Raw genomic sequence first — 18,779 nt, forward strand, 5'->3', positions numbered from 1 at the left:
GAGAAAATTAAGCATGAAAATTATGTTTCAAGATCCAACTTTTTCTTTCGAATTTCTGCGTATGTTAAGTGCAGCCACCAATGGTGGATCTGATATCAACGAATGCTTTTTAACCGCTTCACGAATCACGGAGGGGGATTTTGAGAGCTGGTATCAGGAGTGGTATCGTACTGCTGAACGCATTCATCGTATCGCTGATGATTGCTCATCCGCTGGTCATGACATCAGTGCTCGCGAAGCGTATTTGCGAGCTTCTAATTATTATCGTTGTGCAGAATTTTTTCTGCATATAGATATTGGGAAGAACGATCCACGAGCGCTTAGCACCTATGAAAAGAGTATTCACTGTTTTCTTCAGGCGATACAGCGTTTCTCGTTTCCTTGTGAGGAGGTGCGCATCCCCTATGAAGGAACCTCTCTGCCAGGCTACTTTTATCGCGTCGATGATTCTGCTACGCCGCGTCCGACCCTGCTGCTGCATGGTGGTTACGACTCGACCGGCGAGGAACTCTACTTTGGGACAGTACCTGCTGCGCTGCAACGAGGATACAATTGCCTCATTTTTGAAGGTCCAGGACAGGGAGGTGTGATTCGCTTACAGCACCTGCCATTCCGTCCAGATTGGGAAAATGTCGTCACGCCAGTTGTCGAGTATGCGCTTACGCGTCCGGAGATTGATCCCGATTGTCTTATCCTGGAAGGCTGGAGCCTGGGAGGCTATCTTGCTCCACGAGCGGCTGCCTTCGAGCACCGTCTGGCGGCCTGTATTGCCATTGATGGCCTGTTCTCCTTTGGTCCATCGGTGTCCTATTCGGCATCATTTCAAGAAATGGGTTCTTTTCTATCGTCTCATCCGACGGAAGAAGAAATGACCCGGCAATTGACAGTAGCTATCCAGAACAATACAGGCATGAAGTGGGCTCTTGGCCAGGGCATGTGGACTATGCAGGCAGCTTCTTTGCTTGATTTATCGCAAAAGATGGCTTTATATACGATGGAGGGGATTGCCGACAAGGTTACTTGTCCGACCCTGGTCTGCAATGCGGAAAGCGATCACTTTTTTGCCGGCCAGCCGCAGATGCTCTATGATGCGCTGACATGTTCAAAGACATATCTTTCTTTCAGCGCTGAGGATGCTGCCGAGGAGCATTGCCACGAGGGTGCCACTTTTTTACTGAACCAGCGTGTCTTTGACTGGCTGGATGAGACGCTGCGCTAGATGATTACTCTGTCAAAGACCATTGTGCCGTGGTCCGACCGGTCAGGATGACGCTTTGCAATTCGCTTGATCGCGACGTGCCAGATGTCAAGGTCAGCCGACGTAGCGGCGCGGCTCCGCCGTGCTGTCACTGGACGTACGACACCGTCCCACCTGCATCTAGAAGCAACGCCGACGAGAGATCCACCTAGAGAAGAAGTCTCAATGGCACGCCATGACCGTTGACAGAGTAGGATGGATGAGCGGAGCCTTCTGAGCTTATCGATATTGACAGAATACGCACGTGAGAGTATACTGTCAGTAAATCCGAGTCACCAAGTCAGGATTACCATGTAGAAAGCATGCGGCTTCCTACGACCTCAGATAGCATCAGCCAGCCATTGGAGTGAAGATGAGTCAAGCATTTGAATTGGAACAGGGTAACTACAGTGCTGGGTTCCATGTAAAAGAAAATTACACATATAAATCCGAGCGGGGTCTGACCCGAAAAGTCGTTGAGCAGATTTCCGAGATGAAGGGCGAGCCCAGCTGGATGCGGGATTTCCGTCTGAAAAGTCTCGATCTCTATGAGAAGCGTCCGATGCCAACCTGGGGTGCTGATCTGTCGGGTATCGACTTTAACAACATTTTCTATTACATCAAGCCAGTGGCCCAGCAGGGTAAGAGCTGGAATGATATTCCGCTAGAAATTAAGGACACCTTTGATCGTCTGGGTATTCCACAGGCCGAGCAGAAATATCTGGCTGGTGTGACCGCTCAGTACGAGAGTGAGGCCGTCTACCACAAGATGCGCGAGGATCTTGAGAAGTTGGGTGTTATCTTTACTGATATGGATACCGCTTTGCGTGAGTATCCCGACATCATCAAAGAGCACTTCGGCTCGATCATCCCGCCATCGGATAATAAATTCGCCTCGCTGAACAGCGCGGTCTGGAGTGGTGGTAGCTTTGTGTATGTCCCACGCAACGTGCGTGTCGAAGTACCTCTGCAAGCCTACTTCCGTATCAATGCCCAGAATATGGGACAGTTCGAGCGTACACTGATTATCGCCGAGCCTGGATCATATGTCCATTACGTCGAAGGCTGTACCGCTCCCAGCTATTCCAGCGATAGCTTGCACAGCGCCGTGGTAGAGATCAAAGCCATGGAAGGTGCGCGTGTACGCTACACGACCATCCAGAACTGGTCCAAGAACGTCTACAACCTGGTCACCAAGCGTGCCGCAGCGTATCGAGACGCCACCATGGAGTGGGTCGATGGCAATCTCGGTTCGAAAGTCACCATGAAGTATCCGGCCGTCCTGTTGATGGAGCCCGGTGCTCGTGGCGATGTCTTGTCGGTTGCCTTCGCGAACGACGGCATGCATCAGGATGCGGGAGCCAAGATCACCCATCTGGCGCCACACACCACATCACAGATCCTCTCGAAATCCGTTTCGAAGGGAACCGGGCGAGCATCCTATCGAGGACTGGTACGTATCAATCCAGGAGCGCATCACACCAAATCCAGCGTTCGCTGTGACGCTCTCTTGCTCGACGAGTTTGCCCGTACTGACACCTATCCGACCATCCGCGTCGAAGAGAATCAGACTGAGATTGGTCACGAAGCCACCGTCTCCAAAGTCGGTGACGACCAGCTCTTCTATCTCATGAGCCGTGGATTGGACGAGACCGAGGCGTATTCGTTGATCGTAAACGGTTTCATCGAGCCCATCACCAAAGAGCTCCCGATGGAATACGCTGTCGAGCTCAACCGCCTGATCCAATTGGAGATGTCCGGTAGCGTGGGCTAGTCTGCGCACGCTTCGATCATCACAAGAAATAAGAGGATGTCTCACATCATGTGGGGCATCCTCTTTGCTGTGGAAATGAGACTGGATCGAGATAGATGCTTTCGTTAGACAGTTCCACGATTGCTCATTCTCATGGCGGGTTTCCAGCGCGAGGTGGTACGATCGATCAGGTCCACGATGGCATTCAGGATCGCAGAGATGATGGTCAGAACCAGTAAGGCGGCGAAGACGCCTGCCGTATTGAAGTTCGCGGCAGAGTCATTGATCAGGTAGCCGAGGCCGTGGTTGGATGCGACCAGTTCGCCGATCACAGCTCCAATGAGCGCGTAGGGGATAGCGATACGCAAACCTACCAATACATAGCTGGAAGCCGAGGGAATAATCACCTTGAACAGAATATCTCGTCCTTTGCCGCCCATCAGACGTACGGCGTCGACAAGATCCTGATCGACATTGCGTACTCCGGCCAGCGTGTTGAAGAAGACCAGAAAGAAGACCGTCACGGCGGCCAGAATGACTTTCATGGGCATATCGATGCCGAGCCAGATGATGAAGACAGGTGCCAGTGCGACTTTAGGAATACTGTTGAAGGCGATCAAGAAAGGATCGATGATTTTTCCGATGATGTCCAGCTGACCGATGATAATGCCGCAGATGATACCTGTTGTCGCTCCAAAGAAGAGTCCCAGCAAGGTCTCCTCCAGCGTAATCGCTGTATTATCCCAGAGCGTGCCATCAAGTATCCATGCATGCGCCTGATCCCAGATCGCTGCTGGATTGCTGAAAAAGAGGGGATTGAGCAGTTTGCCCGATTCAAATTGCCAGATACCTAGAAATAAAATGAGGAACAGCAGTCGTCCTCCGTTGACGATCCATCCTTGTCGGCGCTTGTGGTTCTTTGCTTGCACGCTGGCAGATGTATGCAGAAGGACTGCCGGCTTCTGTTTCGAGGTCTTTTCCTGAAATGTTGTCATGCTTACACGTTCACTTTCTGCTGTGTACGAGCGTCCATTAAAGCATCCCATAAACGATAGTGAATTTGCGCAAACTCGGGACGAAAACGTATTTTGATGGCATCACGTGGGCGGGGAAGCTGAATGTATTCGTCGAGGACGATACGACCTCCCAGGCCGAGGACGATCACGCGGTCTCCCAGCACGATGGCCTCTTCGATGTCATGCGTGACAAAAATGACCGTCTTGCCGCTTCCCGACCAGAGGTTGAGCAATTCGTTTTGCAGCTCGACACGTAGCTGTGCATCCAGGGCTCCAAATGGCTCATCCATCAGCATGGTTTCAGGATCGGCTGCCAGCATACGTGCCAGGCTGGCGCGACGTAGCATTCCTCCTGATAGTTCACGCGGATAGTGTTTCTCGAAGCCCTTTAGCCCCACGCGGTTGATGATTTCGCTGGCTGTGTTCTGGATGCGCTCTTTCTTGGCCCCTCGGATCTCCAGTGGCATCTCGATGTTACGGGTAATGCTGCGCCAGGGCATCAAGGTATCTTTTTGGGTCAGATATCCCACTTCGAGGCGCGGATTGACCATCTGGCTACCTTTATAGTAGGCCTTTCCGGAGGTTGCGGGTAATAATCCGGCAATGATACTCAGTAGCGTCGATTTTCCACAGCCACTCGGTCCTACGATCGTGACAAAACTGCCCTGTTCAATATCTAAACTCGTAGCGTTCAGGACTGTGATTTCCTGATCACTGCGCACAAACGATTTGCTGAGCTTTTCGGTACGAATAATTGCAGTCATTGCATTACTTCTCCCTTACTGCCATCATCTTAAAGATTGGCATATCGTACGTGTCATGCACTGCGTTCTGTCCTACCACGCAGTCCCGACATGATGACGTTTTTTGGTGTGCAATTGCAACTTCGCTGTGCGTTATTTGTTTCATCTCGAAGTTACTCATAATACATTCCTTCTATCCGGAAGATGGTACAAATAAAAGGTTCCGACTTTCAATGCAGTAATACCAATCATCACATACAGAGAAATTGTGTGGATCATTTGCCAACAACGTTACATTTTTTCTGTAAGGAGAATCCTTTAAAAATGTACAACAATATTGTCTACAATCCATACTGCGCAACCAAAATACATTCGCACATTACCATACTGCAAATCATAATGTCAAACGTTTTTGATATTCTTCCTACCTTTGCTCTTTTTCTCTTACGAGTGCAGTTTATTTTCTCTAGTGGAGAATGACTAGAAAATTTGCAATAGTACCTTATCGTTCTTTTTAGCAAGAGAGTGTCATTTTTTAGCTTCTAGTGATAGACTTTTAAATACAGCATGAATTGGGCTTTACTCTTTAATGAAAAAACAAGTTAGCTATGTCGTTTGGCATATCTTTATATAATCCTTATTGACTACTACTTGACTATGCGTAAAAAATTTCTTTATAATAGAAACACTTTATTCTAGTAAAGTAACACTTACGAGTAAATAGTAGTGTGTGTATTACAACTGAGGTTGGCGGGTCGGGATGATCCAGGTAAAATTTGTAATACTTGAAGCGCAGAATTGCGTCCAGGACAGATAAAAGCTTCTATGAAAATTCTTGCCAATCTTTGCATTGGTTGAAGGCATGTGGGTCTCCACGCTGCTTTTGGGTACAGAAGTGCACTGAGGGGGGAATGAATACTCACGACTGTCTGGCCAAAAAACCAACCAGCCTCGTGCCTGTAGAGCCTAATCAATAGAGTTCTTACAAATCCATTGAGATAGGATGAACCCTGATCAATGTACACGCTCGATTTTGAAACAATGAAGCAAGTGATGCAAGAGCATCGGATGACCGGTTCCTTGACCGCTGAAGCTGCGACAGGGGTAATTGGATTGCATGAGCCCTGCCGCATTGAGATCAGCATTAAAGAAGGAGCCATTATTTCTGCTGCCATTATTGGTAGCACTAGTGGACGTAGCTTGACTGGAAAAGATGTGACCAAAGCGCTTTCTCGCCTTGGTCGTATACGCTGGGACTTCGCGGCTCAGCAGGCCAAACCAACTCAACCATTGTCTCCTGTTGCGTTTGTACCAGTGGAGAAAGTCTTTGTTCCTCAGCGTACTGTCATGTTGGATCAAAGGCAGATGCAATCCTGGCCGCGCATCCACCGCGTTGTTTTTGCCATGGCTGATGGGACTAAGAGCACTGTGAAAATTGCGTCTCTTCTTTCAACATCGCAACCGATCGTCGATAAGGTGTTGAGTGAGTTGCAGGCTATTGGTGTGATTACTATCTCACAGCATGACAAAAAGAATTTTCAGTAGCTACGTATGAGCTGTCTCCTCTTCGCTGCTATGTGTGACTTTATTTAAAGAGTGAGGTAGTTCAGTGTAATCGGACATTGTATTTTTTATGATTGGACATTGTCTTTGGCATGTGTGTCTCCGGCTATTTACGCGCTAGAGAGCCATGTGGCGCTGACAGTTAGTATTGGATATTGATGGGAAGACGTTGTTCGCATCTGCGTGCAGATGTGATAATCTGCTTTCTCGGTACACTGTAATATTGAAAGAGATTCACGCATGAATGAACTTTCTGCTAATTCAGCTGATCTTTCACATGATGGACAGCAAGGACCCTCATATTTAAATCGGCCACGTCAGCAAGAAAACAAAATTTTCTACTGGTGGTATCGTCTCGCCTCCCCCGTGAAACCAGAACCACTTGCCCCTTTTGAGGATCAAGAGAGGTTTCGGCGTGGGAGAACGGGCAGCCAAATCATCCTGGCGCTCTATCTTCTGCTTGGCGCCATTGGCTTATCTATCGTGACCGGCAGTGCAGGACCAAATTCTGAGAACCTGAGCGCCTTGCTCATTTATGCTCTGGTTTTGTTGGTTGTTGCCACTGTACTCAATCGCCTCGGCAAGGTTACTATTGCGGGTGCCCTCGTGGTGGTCACTTTTATCGCGGTGCCTGTTTTGAACATCATCACCACACCTGGCGGTCTGGGTATGATGGTCCTGCCAATTTATGGCCTTCTGATCCTACCTTTGGTCTGTGCGGTAAGCTTTCTCCCATCCTGGTGGGTCTTTATTGTTGCACTGGTTAATTGTATTTTTACCTTCTGGTCGTTGAGCTATATGCCTACCACTGCTGAGCTGAGCGTTATCCTTTTCGGCTATAGTGATGGGAGTCTTAAAGGCTCGTTGTATGCCATTCTCATTCCGATTATCATCAGCCAGATCATTGTCTCGATCGTAGCCTACATCTGGGTACAAGGTACCTCGAAAGCTCTGGTACGTGCTGATAATGCTGAGGAATTGGTCAAACTTGAACATGACCTTGCTGTGCAGGCCAGAATCGCCACGCAGGAGAAGCAGCAGTTGGAATCAAGTATCCAGAAAATTATTGACACGCATATGCGCGTTGCTAATGGCGACTTCGATGCTCGTGTTCCTTTGACCGAAGATAATTCGCTCTGGCAAATTTCTGGTTCTCTGAACAACCTGCTCTCTCGTACACAGCGTCTACGGCAGGAGGCGGCTCGCCTTCAGCAGGTGGAGCGATCCTTGATGCAGGCTCGTGAGGAGAATAGACGTTTACTACAACGTATAGAGGGGCGCTAGCTTGCCTGATGTTTTCTCAAAAAAGGAAGGTTTACCATCTCCAGGTAAACCTTCCTTTTTTATCTGTACCTCCTGGTAGGCTATTTTGAAACGTAGAAGCCGACCATTCCTCCCATCATATGTTCCGTAACGTGGCAATGATAGAGCCATGTCCCTGGATTATCCTCGACATAATCAAACGTTAAGGTCGTAGAGGGACCGAAGACAAGAGAGTCATCGTAGCGGCCGTTAAACTGCCAGCGGTGTCCATGCAGATGGAAGACGTGGAAATCTGTCCCTAGCACCATGATGCGCCAGCGTACGCGCTCTCCGACGCGTGCCTCAAAGGTGGGCGTATTTCCCAGGAAGGCAAAGCCATTGAAGCAATCGAAGTCCTGGCTGAGCTGTGGCACATCGGTCTCATAGAGATCGTGGAAGCAGAGGATGAATTCTCGATCCACTTTTGGTGTCTGAGCATCGGTGATCGCAATCATTCCGAACAGGCCTAACTCCGCTCCCAATTCCATGATGCCACTCGATGCGTTCATCTCGCTATCGCTGGAACCCGTGCTGCCTGGAATAAAGGCTGGCTTGGAATGATCATGATAGGGCCAGCTCCCAACCGAGCTGGCAACCGCCTTCCACTCGTAGGTAAAGGTATCGCCGACCATCAGTGCCGTTCCTGGTTGATCTCCATTTTTGGCGATCCAGGTGCCATCGTTGGCGGGAGTATAGAGCAGGCCGTGAGGATGCATGCTGTGAGCAAATTTATAATGTGTATCATTATTACGAAAGTGAATACGAATGGTGTCTCCGACCTCTGCGCGTAGTGTTGGCCCAGGGATACCCGTGTTAGGTCCAATATTGTCGTCGCCGTGCAGGAGCGTTTCCCAATTGGAGCTATAGGCTCGATATCCAACTGCCCAATAGGAGGTTTGATTGGCCATGTAACTTGTATTCGTCATTGCATCCATCCCCGTAGGCATCAGATTATGGAAGAAGGAATCGGCCTGAATCCAATATTCTCGCAGCTTCCCGCTTGACGGAGCAGTCGTGATGAGTTGATTATCAACCATAGCTTGCGTTTCTTGCGCACTGGAGGCGGCCGCCAGCACAGCTGCTCCACTGCTCAAGAAAGCAATCGTACCTGTTGCCACTGCCGTTCTGTTGAACAGGCGCCGGCGCGTGAAACCTCTTTTTGTGCGTCGTGGTCTCGATGGTGTTGGTGTGTCGTGCGCGTCCATAGACTAATTTGACCTTTCTGGCGAGGTATTGCTCTGTCAACGTCCATACCTCCTAATGTAGCGTCGCACGCTTGCGTGCGATGTCCCTGTTTTTCGTACGAGATAGTGGGGTCTCGGCGAGCAACGCTGGTCTGCCTGATCGTACGTCGAGTGGACATCGCACGCAAGCGTGCGACGCTACTATTAGTAAAAAAGTACAAGCTTATGCGAAGCAACCGCATAAGCCTGTACCATGTCGGGACGAGACGGTGAAACGGATAGAAGCGATTTTATTTTTTTGTTGGCTCGCCCGTACTTGGATTCAGATAGAGATGGGTATCTCCTTGCCTGAAATTGAGCATATTAGTGATGCTACCGGCACGCGCATCCAATGATTGATCGCCGATCTTTCCCAGGCTCCAGTTATCTTCGATGAAGCGTAAGATGGAGGTTTGATCGGTGGTGGTGTGATCAACAAAATTCTTCTTAGCAAATGGCGAGATGATCAGGAGTGGAAGTCGTGGACCATAGCCGCAACGAGCCTGATACGCGCCAGCCTGTGAGGTGCCACAGAGTCCAGTGCCAGTCAAGGCGTCGACGGCGCTGGCCGATTGGCTTTCGATCGGAGGCATGACATGATCATACCAACCATCGGAGTCATCATACGCGATGACGATCGCGGTGCTGTTCCATTCGGAACTCTTCTGCAGCGTATTGATCGTGTTGACCAGGAAGTTCTGCTCGTCGAGTGGATCAGAATAGCCAGCGTGACCATCCTCATAGGCAGGAGCTTTCAAGAAGCTCACAGCGGGCATATTCTTAGTCTGTACCGACGTCCAGAAATCGGACAGATCGTACTGATGATTGGCCTGATCAGTTTTCCCAATCATCCTGGCCGACGTGGGTGCCAGATGATGAGGATTGGCTGTGGATTGATAATATTGAAAGGGCTCATGATGCTGAGAATAGTCTGTGACGCTGACGCCGGCAATATTCTTGTGGGCTGAGCCACAGACAGCCTTGCCATTTGTCGTCGCGGTCGGCTTAAATCCGCCCTCGAACCAGCCCCAGGTAACATTCTTCGCATTTAACAGATCGCCTACATTCTTGCCAGACATAGAAGCTGTGTTGCCATTTGTGGTTGAGCAATCGTCATAGGTGGGATCAGAGTCACCAATCAACGTACCATCGGTGATCTGTGCGAGTGCTGAACCCGAGGTTGCGCCGTGCGTCTGTCCAGAGATAAGATTCAGTGCGCCTGGTGTCGATGGCCCAAAGGTTGTGTCAAAGGAATTATCATTCATGGCATAATTTTGTGCATAGTTCCACATTGCTGTCACCGTATTGCCATCATAGTAATCCATGACCGTTGTTTTATCGGTGCAGCTACCGCCGCTGCTGTATTGAACGAACTTATCGACCAGACCACTATCATAAGCTTTTTGCTCATCTGTATAGCCATGGTCCTGGTCGCAGGTAACCGCCTGCGAGCGATCCAGTCGCTGCGGATTGGCCGTGTTGGGATTATTGGTGAGGAGACCAGCACTCAATCCATTCACCGATGGCGTATTGGCGCTGGCATGAAATGCCGGTTCGCCAGCTGCATTGGTCGCATTTGGATAGGTCGCAAAATAGTGATCAAATGAGACGTTTTCCTGGAAAATTACGACAACGTGCTTGATCGGAGTCGTTGTATTGGATGCCGATGTCTCTATATGTTGTACCGCTCCGACCGATGTTCCAGACGATGTTAAGAAAAGTTGTACACTTAAGAGCACGACACCTAATGCAAAGATTGACGAAGCAATGATACGCCAATTTTTTTTCATACGTTTATCAATCCTCTTTTTAACAAGTAGCTAGAGATAGCCAGTCACACTTCTGGATTCTTCATTATTATACCCTTTTTATATTAAATTTGTACTAAATCCAAGTTAAAGTTGATAAGTCTATTTATACTTGTGCTTATAGCATCGTGCTTGCTTGCTCTCATTGCCACTGCTTGTCAAATCAAGGCTGATGCTCGATACTATTACCGCTTTGCTCTCGTTCTTAGAGAATAGATGAGTATAAGTTGGTTGGTTGTTTATTGTACTTAGTAGTAATGAAGGGATTTGTATGCAGATAAATATTCCAGGCGATTGGCACACGCATCTGGCACATGAGTTTGAAAAGCCTTATTTTGAGAAGCTCACAAAGTTTGTCGATGATGAACGCCAACGTGCCACTGTCTTCCCGCCTGAGGATGAGGTCTTTGCGGCATTGCAGCATGCTCCGTATGAGCGTGTGAATGTTTTCTTGCTCGGTCAGGATCCGTACCATGATCATAATCAGGCACATGGATTGTGTTTCTCGGTGCAACCAGGCATCAAGCCGCCGCCGTCGCTGGTCAACATCTACAAAGAATTGCGCGAAGATCAGGGCTGTCGCATCCCTAATCATGGCTATCTGATCCCGTGGGCCGATCAAGGTATCCTGATGCTCAACGCTGTGTTAACTGTGAGAGCTCATGAGCCGAACTCGCATAAAAATCGTGGCTGGGAGACTTTTACCGACGAGATTATCCGCGTGGTCAATGCGAAAGAGTCTCCAGTGATCTTTGTGTTGTGGGGCGGCTATGCGCAAAAGAAGAAGGCCCTGATTAATACTTCGCGACATACAATTATTGAGTCTGCTCATCCATCTCCATTATCCGCTCGCAATGGCTTCTTTGGCAGCCAACCGTTCTCCAAAATCAACGCCGCGCTCCTCCAGGCGGGCAAGCCTGCCATCGATTGGCAACTGCCCGACCTTTAGTCGAATCCGCATTCCTCTTGCTTTGAGATATGCTTTGTGCCAAAGTATACTTACATAGAATTGTGTACTTTACTGAATAGATAAGTGGAAGCTTTGTTTGAAGTTTCCACTCTTTTCATGGCGCAGAAAGTTGATGATGTATGACTCTTAAAAGTAGAGGTTCCTGGATACTTCTGGCGACGATTCTGGGATCAAGCATGGCCTTTATTGACTCCAGTGTTGTCAATGTTGCCCTGCCGCGTATCCAGGTTGATCTAAACGCTTCAGCTGCGACCGTTCAATGGGTGGTGGAGGCGTATGCATTGCTTCTTGGCTCGTTGATTCTGGTTGGTGGGTCGTTGGGCGATGTCTATGGACGTAAGCGGATTTTTGCTCTGGGTGTGATTATTTTTGGGTTTGCATCACTCTGGTGTGGCTTGACCGGCGACATTGCTCAACTGGTAGCTGCGCGGGCGGTACAGGGGATCGGGGGCGCTCTCCTGACTCCCGGAAGTCTGGCGATTATTCGCGCCAATTTCGCTGAGGACCAACGTGGGAAGGCAATTGGCTTATGGTCAGCATTTTCTGCGATTACATCTGCACTTGGTCCAGTAATCGGTGGCTGGCTGGTCCAATACGCGTCGTGGCGTTGGGTCTTTTTTATCAATTTGCCAATCGCGGTGCTTGTCCTGATCGTGGCGCTGGTCTTCGTGCCAGAGAGTCGCAGCGAGGAGAATAATCGGCATCTCGATATCGCTGGCGCTTGCCTGGCCACTCTTGGTCTGGGTGTGCTGGTCTTTGGATTTGTCGAAGCGAACACATTGAGTATCTTTGATCCTATTGTGCTGGTTTGTATTCTCGTCGGTGCGCTGACGCTGATCGGTTTTGTGTTTGTGGAGTGGCGGAGTCCTGCTCCTATGATGCCTCTTCATCTCTTCAAATCGCGGACCTTTAGCGGTACTAATCTGCTGACGTTTTTCCTCTATGGAGCTCTGGGTGCCACGCTCTATTTCTTGCCCTTTAATCTGATTCGTGTGCAGGGATATTCTCCTACGGCTGCTGGCTCAGCGCTGCTGCCCTTTACCCTGCTGATGTTTGCCCTGTCACGCTTTTCCGGCGGCCTGGTTACGCGCTATGGTGCACGTTTGCCGCTGGTGGTAGGTCCATTGATTGTGGGTGTGGGCTATCTCCTGTTTGCGCTGCCCGGGATCGGTGGTAGTTACTGGACGACATATTTTCCGGCGATTGTGACGGTCGGATTAGGCATGGCTGTGACGGTGGCTCCCCTGACGACAACTGTCATGGGAGCAGTCAGTGATCAATATGCGGGCACGGCATCTGGCATTAATAATGCTGTGGCGCGTGTGGCAAACCTGTTGGCGATTGCTATCTTTGGTCTTGTAGTTTTAAGTGTATTTAATCTGGCTCTGGATCAGCAGTTGTTGTCCCAGCACATCACGCCGGAGGTACGAGCGTTGCTGGACCCACAGCGAGCAAAATTGGCTAACGCGACCGTGCCTGCGAGCGTTGCTCCTGATATGAGGCTGCTGCTACAAGGTGATATTGCGGCCTCTTTTATCAGTGGCTTCCGTCTTGCGATGGTGATGGGGGCGGTTCTGGCATTTGTGAGCGCTATCTGTGCCGGACTGACAGTGCCATCACATCGTATCGTTGTGTCCACGGAAAAGCATGAGCAACAATGTGCAGATAATGCGTGTACACTAATGTATGCGCGCAGTCACCGTGAGATTGCAGGAGAGCAAGTTGCTGAGAAAGTGCGGGATGCTTGACAATGTTGTTATTTGAGTCGTGTGGAAGGTAGCTACTATGACTGATACGAAATCACCTTATATATTATCCCTGGATGTTGGTACGTCATCGACGCGAGCGCTCCTCTTTGACGCGGCTGGAAGGGCTGTGCCAGATATGATCTCGCAAAAAACCTATCAACTGACGACATCAGTTGAGGGAGAGGCGTCGGTTGATGCTGATAAACTCGTCGAGATTGTCACTCAGACCATTGATGAAGTGATCCAGAAGGCCGGGACGCTGGCCACGCAGATCAGAGCGGTGGCCATCGATACCTTCTGGCATAGTCTACTTGGCCTCGATGGTGAGGGACATCCTGTGACTCCTGTGATCACCTGGGAAGACACGCGGGCTTATGGCACGGCTCGTGCTCTGCGCCAGGAATTTGATGAGAAAGCTGTCCATGATCGTGTGGGGGTGCGCTTTCATGCCAGCTATTGGCCTGCGAAGTTGCGTTGGCTGGCGCAGAATCAGCCTCAGATCTTCAAGAGTGTCAGGCAATGGATCTCATTTGGAGAATATCTGCATCGCACGCTGCTCGGACGATCTGTCTGTAGCCTTTCGATGGCTTCGGCGACCGGCATGATGACAACAAAGACGCGCCAGTGGGACCCGGAACTGATGCGGGCGCTTGATGTCCGTCGGGATCAGCTCTCCGATATCGGCGATTTCCAGGATGCGATTACCGGCCTGCAAGGCAAGTACGCATCCAGTTGGCCTACGTTGAAAGACATCCCCTGGTATCCAGCCATCGGCGATGGAGCATCCGCGTGTGCCGGCACTGGATGCGTGACACTGCAGAACTGGTCGCTCACCATGGGAACGTCTAGTGCTGTGCGGGTTGTGATCGAACCGGGACAAATCGCAGAGCCTCCACTTGGTCTCTGGCTCTACTTTCTCGACGGTCGACATGCTATCCTGGGAGGAGCACTCAGCGAGGGAGGAAATCTTCTGGCCTGGCTCAAAGATACGCTTAAAATGTCCTCCTTGCAAGATGTAGAGCCCGAGGTGGCGGCTCTCGTGCCGGATAGCCATGGACTTACCATTCTGCCATTTATCTCGGGCGAGCGTAGCATTGGCTGGCACGCAGAAGCTCGTATGACCGTCTCTGGCATCTCGACTCATACCGCTCCGGTAGAACTTCTCCGCGCTGGCATGGAATCCCTTGCCTATCGTTTGGGCGCTATCTGCACCTCACTGCGTAGCGCACTTAACATGAGTCCTTCGGACTATCGACTCATGGCAAGTGGAGGGGTCTTATTCCACTCGTCAATTCTGCGCCAGATCATTGCCGACACACTTGATAGCGCCATTCATCCCTCGCAAGAGCAGGAAGCCTCCGCACGTGGAAACGCCCTCATGGCTCTTGAGGCTCTGGGTATCATCCCAGACCTCGAAAAGCTCCCATCCAGCAACCTGCCTCCGACGCAACCTGACCAGAAGAATGGCACCATCTATCGCAAAGCTGCCGCGCGGCAGGATGACCTTTATCAAAGGCTCCTGCCCGATTGAGAATGCTACTTGGCCCAGGATTCATCACCCCATTTGTTGTTGGTGATGTTCCTGTCCGCCGCCTGCTTCCAGGATGTGTCTAGCGCTTGCTCCGTCTGGCTAATGCTGTTTTTACCGAGCAGGAGCCCTTGCATGATTTGTGGGAACTCCTGTCCGGCTTGATTATCCAGGCCGGTGAGGGCGTAGCCGTTCGATTTTGGCGTTTTACCCCAGTCTCCTCCCGCGAAGCCGGCGACGCTGGATGGCGCTTGCACTCCGTTGATGGATGGGATACTGGTGGTGGCCGTGGTCCATGGTTGGTTATACTTTGGTGCGGTCATAAATTGTAGGAAGTCTATCGCCCATTTGAGTTGATCTCCTTTGATGGTTGAGGGGATCATATAGCTTGATCCGCCGGGTTGGACTCCAAAAGATGCCGGTTCGTTGGTTGAGAGTGGTGTGGTCGCAGTTGTGATAGTGGCAAAGCCCATGCTCCCAAATTTGAACTTTACGTCTGTCAGCGCCGAGACGCCGAAGTTTACTCCCCAGGCCATGGCGGCTTTGCCGGAGATGAAGTCTTGCAGGTTGACGCCTGCTCCTGACGAGTTACTGATACCTGACCAGTTGGGGGTGGCATTCCGTTGATAAAGCTGTTGGGCAAGGGTGAGGGCTTCGGTTACCTGTGGCGAGGTCGCGCTCAACTTGCCCGTTTTGATGGCGCGGGTGAGATCTTTGACGGTCAGGTAAGAATTTGTGCCAGCTTTTCCGAGACCGTCGAAGTAGTTAAACTGATCGTAGTTGTTGGCAAACATCTGGTTGAAGATGGAGCCAGTTGGAAAGTCGATGCCGATTGTTGAGCTATCCATTGCCATCGGCGTATAGCCAGCGGCCTTAATCTTTTTGGTCGCTGTTTCCCAATCGGCGTAGGTCTTGATAGGGAAGGGGATATCAAGCTTCTTGAAGATATCCAGATTGACAAAGAGTCCGACGCCTACCAGATTGAAGGGCACCCAGTAGAGATGTCCGTCGGCGTTGAGCGACTGGGGATTGCTAAAGCTGTAGGCGGTCGAATTGAATGAGTCGATCCATTTTGCCTGCCCGGAGACGTAGGGATTAGGCTTGTTGAGATAACTGTCCAGCTGTGTGACCATAAACGGTTTGTAGGTTGCCTGATTAAAGACGATATCTGAACCGGTTCCTGCGGCCAGCTCGGTCGAGATGGTCTGATTGAAACTGCTGAGCGGGAGCGCGTTGATCTTGACTGTGACGTTAGGATGCAATTTCTCGTACTGATTGATGGCTGTTGTCCAGGCTGGACCAAAGTCGGTACTGCTTGATGTGAACTGGTTAGGTGCGGAAAGTGTGATGGTTATCTTTCCGTCCGACGATGTGGATGAATTAGAGCAGGCAGAAATGAACAGTATGCACAATACAAGTAATCCTGAAACCATCGGCCTGACGGTTTTTTGCCATGAAGTAGCATATCCCATTAATTATCTCCTTTGAATAAATAAATGGCCTCAAAACGCATGTGTTTGGAGCTGTCATTGCTCAATATATAGTGGATCTGACGCAAGTACTCTTGTATGCCTGCTGGCAGGCTACGTCTTCGTCATTGTGACTGCCTGGACAGGATTGTGATGCATGTTGCTGCTACACGACGACCTCCCCTCCCGAGCTGCTGCCCTGGATGCCTGCGATAAAGTATTTTGAGGCGAAAACGAAGAATATGAGCAAAGGCAGGCTGGCGAGGAAATATCCAGCGAAGAGCGGTCCCCAGTCCGTCGTATATTGTCCCTGAAAGAATGACACTCCGATCGTGGCTGTACGCAGATTGTTATCCGTGATAGTCAGGAGCGGCCAGAAATAGTCGTTCCAGACATTAATCAAGGTAACCATGGCGATCGTGCCCATGATCGGACCTGAGAGCGGCATCACCAGAAAAAGATAGATCTGTGCCCCATTGGCCCCATCGATCTTCGCGGCTCCAAACAACTCCTCAGGAATCTGCTCAATGAAAGTGCGCATCAGAAAGGTACAGAGGACAACTCCGCTACTCACATACGGGATAATCAGTACCCAGTAGGTGTTGAGCAGATGGATGTCGCGCATTAAAATGAAGAGAGGGATCAAGCTGGCGATGAAGGGAACCATCAGGAGCAACATCACCAGTCCATAGAGAACATTTCTTCCCGGCAACTCACGTCGCGACAAGACAAAGGCGGTTACCGATCCAATAATGACCACTCCTGCAATCGAGACTACAGCGATAAAGATGGAGTTAAAGAGATAGATGCGTACCTGGTTCCAGGCGGTGATGTAGTTTTCCAGATGCAAGGGAAAGACTGGTGCCCAGTAACTTTGTACAAATTGTGCGTTATTCTTAAATGATGTAATGATCATGAACAGGTAAGGGAAGAGTCCCAGAAAGCTCAAGATGCTTAATAGCGTTGCCGCAATAATGTTGGCACGTTTGGTACGCGACAGGCTTTTATTGACACGCCTGGCATGCTTATAGGGCAAGACAATTTTCCCGGATGCCTGATCGAGACTCGTATCAGCGAGCTTGATAGCCATATGGCCCTCCTCCATTGGGACAGGAAATGATATAACGCAAGAAAAGATGTCATCTATACAACGCGGATCAAGCGCCACCCAGGGCGCAGTTATGAAGAGCTCAGTCTACTACAATCGAAGGTTTTTGCCGCGACAGGCGTTGTATGAGCAGGCTCAGGATAAACATGATGAGGAAGAGCACTGCCGAGAGTGCGGCTGCATATCCCCAGTCTGAATTGACGAAGGCTGCTTGAATCAGATAAAGGACTGGCATGATGGTTGAGTAAGCGGGTCCTCCATTGGTCAGCAAGGCCACGGGCACTGCAAATTGGAGGAGTTGAATCACGGCCAGCACAAGTAACAGGCGAAACTGTGGGAGCATCAACGGAATATCGATAGAGAAGCAGCGCCGCAAGCGACCGGCTCCATCGATCATTGAGGCGTCAAAGATCTCTTGCGGGATGGCCTGGAGCCGTGCCAGAAAAATCAAGAATGGGATACTGGCGATCCAGGGAGCATTCATAAACATCAATGAGTAGAGGGCCGTATTAGGGTCACCCAGCCAATTGTGTGCCAGAGTTCCTAATCCCATGGCCTGCAATAGCGTATTGAAGACGCCGACGTTTGGATCGTAGAGGAAGCCCCATAGCAACACCTGGACTGCGACCGGAAAGGCAAAGGGAACAATCAAGAGCGAACGAAAAAAGAAGCGCCAGCGTTCGCTTGAAAGAGTCATCACGAGCTCGGCGGCGAAGATCGGGAGCGCCCAGGCGATCGTGACGCCAAATATGAAGAATTGTCCAATATTCTTGAACGATTGCCAGAAGAGCGTATCGTGCAGCATCTTAGCGAAATTATCCAGACCGATGAAGTTGGCATAAAATCCTGGCTCCCACTCGAAGAAGGCGTGATAGAAGCCGTTGATCGCTGGATAGTAGCCAAAGATTCCAAGCAACAGGACGGTTGGAAGCAGGGCGACGTAGTAAGGCCATGCCTTGATGGCACGTCGATACCAGGTGGCGTTGGCATGTCCGGGACGATAGTGATGTTTTAGATTTCCAGCAGGAGATTTCATTGGTTGCAGCGTTGTCACGTATTATCTCCTCACATCAGAAGTGTAAATTACAAATCAAATGTAAACGGCGGCGTTGCCAATAGCACGAATAGTGGCACTCCCAGAGCATCTCAGAAAAAAGATCAGGTGGTTACTTACTCGTGTTACTTTTCAGAAACATACCATACCAACTCTTTATTTGTCAATCCCTCACTGGCAATCAATTTGGAGTGAATCATATGACTTTAGGTGAAAAACAGGCACGTTGACATTCTTCTTTGCGGTATATATACTGA

16 protein-coding genes are annotated in these 18,779 nt (G+C 50.0%); 8 read left to right on the top strand and 8 right to left on the bottom strand.

The genetic code is table 11. The annotated features are described in order from the left end of the window. Positions 1-13 precede the first annotated feature (13 nt). The 3 genes from AC27N8_RS26890 (at position 14) to sufB (ending at position 3,011) form a co-directional block, all read left to right on the top strand. Entirely contained in the window at positions 14-1,219 is a 1,206-nt protein-coding gene (locus AC27N8_RS26890) for an alpha/beta hydrolase family protein (protein WP_487071202.1), read from the top strand. An 84-nt stretch (positions 1,220-1,303) separates the two neighbouring features. Then, entirely contained in the window at positions 1,304-1,444 is a 141-nt protein-coding gene (locus tag AC27N8_RS26895; RefSeq protein ID WP_487071204.1) for a hypothetical protein, read from the top strand. 166 nt (positions 1,445-1,610) lie between these two features. Beyond that, positions 1,611-3,011, top strand: coding sequence for a Fe-S cluster assembly protein SufB (gene sufB / locus AC27N8_RS26900; RefSeq protein ID WP_487071206.1), 1,401 nt, complete (start codon positions 1,611-1,613; stop codon positions 3,009-3,011). Positions 3,012-3,115: 104 nt separating this feature from the next. On the opposite strand, the gene AC27N8_RS26905 is transcribed toward sufB, so the two are convergent. The 3 genes from AC27N8_RS26905 to AC27N8_RS26915 form a co-directional block, all read right to left on the bottom strand. Further along, positions 3,116-3,985: an ABC transporter permease gene (locus tag AC27N8_RS26905; RefSeq protein WP_487071208.1), complete on the bottom strand. Its 870-nt coding sequence runs from the start codon at positions 3,983-3,985 to the stop codon at positions 3,116-3,118. 2 nt (positions 3,986-3,987) lie between these two features. Then, positions 3,988-4,770 (bottom strand): ABC transporter ATP-binding protein, encoded by a 783-nt coding sequence (locus AC27N8_RS26910; protein ID WP_487071210.1) that lies wholly within the window; start codon positions 4,768-4,770, stop codon positions 3,988-3,990. Positions 4,771-5,484: 714 nt separating this feature from the next. Continuing rightward, a complete protein-coding gene (locus AC27N8_RS26915) occupies positions 5,485-5,613 on the bottom strand; it encodes a hypothetical protein (protein ID WP_487071212.1) in 129 nt (42 codons plus the stop codon). 153 nt (positions 5,614-5,766) lie between these two features. On the opposite strand from AC27N8_RS26915, the gene AC27N8_RS26920 reads away from it, so the two are divergent. Together AC27N8_RS26920 and AC27N8_RS26925 are read left to right on the top strand one after the other, a co-directional pair. Next, the gene (locus AC27N8_RS26920; protein ID WP_487071214.1) at positions 5,767-6,294 is read left to right on the top strand and encodes a hypothetical protein; all 528 of its coding nucleotides are present in this window, start codon (positions 5,767-5,769) and stop codon (positions 6,292-6,294) included. A 258-nt stretch (positions 6,295-6,552) separates the two neighbouring features. Continuing rightward, positions 6,553-7,596, top strand: coding sequence for a hypothetical protein (locus AC27N8_RS26925; protein ID WP_487071216.1), 1,044 nt, complete (start codon positions 6,553-6,555; stop codon positions 7,594-7,596). Positions 7,597-7,676: 80 nt separating this feature from the next. On the opposite strand, the gene AC27N8_RS26930 is transcribed toward AC27N8_RS26925, so the two are convergent. Continuing rightward, positions 7,677-8,819, bottom strand: a complete 1,143-nt coding sequence (locus tag AC27N8_RS26930) for a multicopper oxidase domain-containing protein (protein WP_487071218.1) — start codon at positions 8,817-8,819, stop codon at positions 7,677-7,679. 269 nt (positions 8,820-9,088) lie between these two features. Further along, the gene (locus AC27N8_RS26935) at positions 9,089-10,627 is read right to left on the bottom strand and encodes a phospholipase C (RefSeq protein WP_487071220.1); all 1,539 of its coding nucleotides are present in this window, start codon (positions 10,625-10,627) and stop codon (positions 9,089-9,091) included. 289 nt (positions 10,628-10,916) lie between these two features. Between AC27N8_RS26935 and ung the strand changes: the two genes are divergently transcribed. The 3 genes from ung (at position 10,917) to AC27N8_RS26950 (ending at position 14,894) form a co-directional block, all read left to right on the top strand. Next, positions 10,917-11,594: a uracil-DNA glycosylase gene (gene ung, locus AC27N8_RS26940; protein WP_487071222.1), complete on the top strand. Its 678-nt coding sequence runs from the start codon at positions 10,917-10,919 to the stop codon at positions 11,592-11,594. A 140-nt stretch (positions 11,595-11,734) separates the two neighbouring features. Beyond that, complete coding sequence (locus AC27N8_RS26945) at positions 11,735-13,363, top strand: MFS transporter (RefSeq protein WP_487071224.1); 1,629 nt, start codon at positions 11,735-11,737, stop codon at positions 13,361-13,363. A 37-nt stretch (positions 13,364-13,400) separates the two neighbouring features. Further along, entirely contained in the window at positions 13,401-14,894 is a 1,494-nt protein-coding gene (locus AC27N8_RS26950) for a gluconokinase (protein ID WP_487071226.1), read from the top strand. A gap of 5 nt (positions 14,895-14,899) precedes the next feature. On the opposite strand, the gene AC27N8_RS26955 is transcribed toward AC27N8_RS26950, so the two are convergent. From AC27N8_RS26955 to AC27N8_RS26965, 3 genes are all read right to left on the bottom strand, one after another. Further along, a complete protein-coding gene (locus AC27N8_RS26955; protein WP_487071228.1) occupies positions 14,900-16,363 on the bottom strand; it encodes an ABC transporter substrate-binding protein in 1,464 nt (487 codons plus the stop codon). A gap of 163 nt (positions 16,364-16,526) precedes the next feature. Next, positions 16,527-17,450: a carbohydrate ABC transporter permease gene (locus AC27N8_RS26960; protein ID WP_487071230.1), complete on the bottom strand. Its 924-nt coding sequence runs from the start codon at positions 17,448-17,450 to the stop codon at positions 16,527-16,529. A gap of 100 nt (positions 17,451-17,550) precedes the next feature. Then, the gene (locus AC27N8_RS26965) at positions 17,551-18,522 is read right to left on the bottom strand and encodes a carbohydrate ABC transporter permease (protein ID WP_487071232.1); all 972 of its coding nucleotides are present in this window, start codon (positions 18,520-18,522) and stop codon (positions 17,551-17,553) included. Positions 18,523-18,779: the final 257 nt, after the last annotated feature.

This window comes from Dictyobacter sp. Z7_2 (assembly GCF_057551105.1).